The 2217-nt window shown below is 64.7% G+C and carries 2 protein-coding genes and 2 pseudogenes; 1 reads left to right on the forward strand and 3 read right to left on the reverse strand.

All coding sequences use genetic code 11. The features are described 5' to 3' along the window. Positions 1-364 (forward strand): annotated as a pseudogene (locus PGX04_RS24475) (DEAD/DEAH box helicase); the annotation flags it as partial. Between the two features lie 206 nt (positions 365-570). Here the strand turns inward: PGX04_RS24475 and PGX04_RS24480 are convergent. The 3 genes and pseudogenes from PGX04_RS24480 to PGX04_RS24490 form a co-directional block, all read right to left on the reverse strand. Next, positions 571-1254 carry an HAD family hydrolase gene (locus PGX04_RS24480; RefSeq protein ID WP_273740890.1) on the reverse strand — a complete coding sequence of 228 codons (684 nt, stop codon included), beginning with the start codon at positions 1252-1254 and terminating at the stop codon, positions 571-573. A gap of 169 nt (positions 1255-1423) precedes the next feature. Next, complete coding sequence (locus tag PGX04_RS24485; RefSeq protein WP_273740891.1) at positions 1424-1882, reverse strand: TRAM domain-containing protein; 459 nt, start codon at positions 1880-1882, stop codon at positions 1424-1426. Between the two features lie 186 nt (positions 1883-2068). Next, positions 2069-2217 (reverse strand): annotated as a pseudogene (locus PGX04_RS24490) (DJ-1/PfpI family protein); the annotation flags it as partial.

Here is a 2217-nt window from a genome sequence, read left to right on the forward strand (position 1 = left end):
CGTCGAGGGCCTCGTCGACGCCGGGCTCTCGGAGGGCGTCGCCGAGCGCGTCTCCGAGGGCGCTCAGTCGCTCCCCGCGGTCGAAATCGAGTGGGGACGGTTCCCCGACAGCGTCGCGACGGGCGAGAACGAGGTGTGCGAGGTCACGGTGCGGAACGTCGGCGAACCCGCCCGCGCCGGTATCCGAGTGACCGTCAACGGGGTGGAGATGACGAGTACGAACCCCTACCTGCGCGACGAGGAGACCGTCCCGATCGGCGTCTTCGGTGCCGACGCCGAGGAACTCGAGTTCACAGTCAGCGTCGCCTTCCCCGAGACGCCGCTGATTCCGATCGAATCGAATCGGACGGTCGACGTTCGATAGCTGGGTGCGGTCGACGGCCGAGAGGGAGGGGCGTTTGACGTTCGATAGCGAGAGGGACGTTCGACAGCCACTCGAGCGGCGACGCTATTCGCCGGCCGTTCGTTCGTCAAAGTGCGACTCGCAGAAGGCACAGTCCATCCGAATCTCGGCGCGAGCAGCCGGATCCGATTCGCCACGTATTGGAAGGGAACCGTCGTTCGGCGTCGCTACTCCCGCTCGGACAGTTCGATGCTGTTACTCGGATCCGCCAGTGCGAGGACGCGCTCTCGCAGTTCGGCGGGCGAATCGACGATCTCGTCGGCCGGCGACCGATCGATGTCGCCGTGGGCGGCGATCCGATACGCGATCACGACGGTCCCGGCTCGAGCGGCCGCCTCGATCCCGTTCGCCGAGTCTTCGACGACGACGCACGCGTCGGCTGGAACGCCGATTTCGTCCGCCGCGTGCTCAAAGATGTCGGGAGCCGGCTTGCTCGCGGCGTCGATGTCGTCGGCGCTGATCACGCGGTCGAACGAACCCTCGAGATCGAACTCCTCGAGGACCATGCCGATCCAGTCGTGTGGCGACGACGAGACAAGCGCCGTGGGGACGCCGCGGTCGTCCAGTTCGGCGAGGAGGTCGTGCAGTCCGTCGAGCGCGCGGACGCGCTCGGTGTAGATCTCGTCGGCGGCCTCGTTGAACCGCCGGACGAACTCCTCGCGGGAGAGAGCGGTTCCGTACTCCGCCTCGAGGTAGTCGTAGATCTCCCGGAAGTTCATTCCGCTCGTCTCGGCGAGGTCGACGTCCTCGTCGGGGACGGTCGCGGGGAAGAGTTCCTCGCGTTCGAAGTCGACCCAGTAGTCTTCGCTGTTGACGAGCACACCGTCCATATCGAAGAGCACAGCAGTCATCCACACTGGGCTATTCGATCGCCGCGTATAGCCGTTTGGCAAGCACCGGAGAAAGCGGAACGGGAATGTTCGAACGGGACGGGCGGCCTTCCTCGAGCGGATCGCGGCGGGCCGGTAGCCACTCTCTCGAGCAGCGACGTGACGGATCAGCGGCCGACGCGCGCGAACGCTACTCGTAGTAATCCAGTCGTTCCACCACGTCAGCGAACGCGACGTTTTCCTGCACCTGGGTGATTTCTATCCGTACCCGTTCTCCCTTGTCCGTCCCGGAAACGATGACGACGAATCCGCGTTCGACGCGCGTGATGCCGTCTCCCTGATCGCCGACGTCCTCGATCTCCACCGTCCGGGTTTCGCCCGCTTCCACGGGCGGTTCCAGCGAGCCGTGCGCCTGGGACGATCGCTGGTCCGTCGTCGCCATCGCGTCTCGCTCCGTTTCCGCTGTGGATTTCTGTTGTCCCCCGTCGTTCGAATCCGTCGAGGGAGACAACACGGCGACTCGGTACGGCCGTCCCTCGTCGACATCGCCGAGTTGCAGTTCTCGTTTCGGAACCTCGATAACGTACGACTCATCTCGCTCCTCCACTTGTCCGGAAAACAGACAGAGAAGTTGATCGGATATCTTCATTGGATGTGCCTTGTCCTACAGCAACAGTCATGTTCCCTTGAGTCTACTGAATACAGCGACTCGGTGTCCGGTCGCTCGACCCCGTACGATGGTCCCGCGTTTTCGCCGCACTCCTGCGCGCAACAAGCGGTAACTCCCCGTTCCAGGATCGCGTCACTCGGTCAGCACGCTCGAGACGGGAGCGCGTTAGTCGACGACCTCGCCGCGGCGCTCGTGTTCCATCTTCGTTTCGACCGTCGCGGCGATCGCCGCGTCGAACTCGCGCTCGAGGAGCCACAGCGCCAGATCGATCCCCGCGGTCACGCCCCCGGCGGTGAGCACGTCGCCGTCGTCCA

Source organism: Natrinema soli, assembly GCF_028618695.1.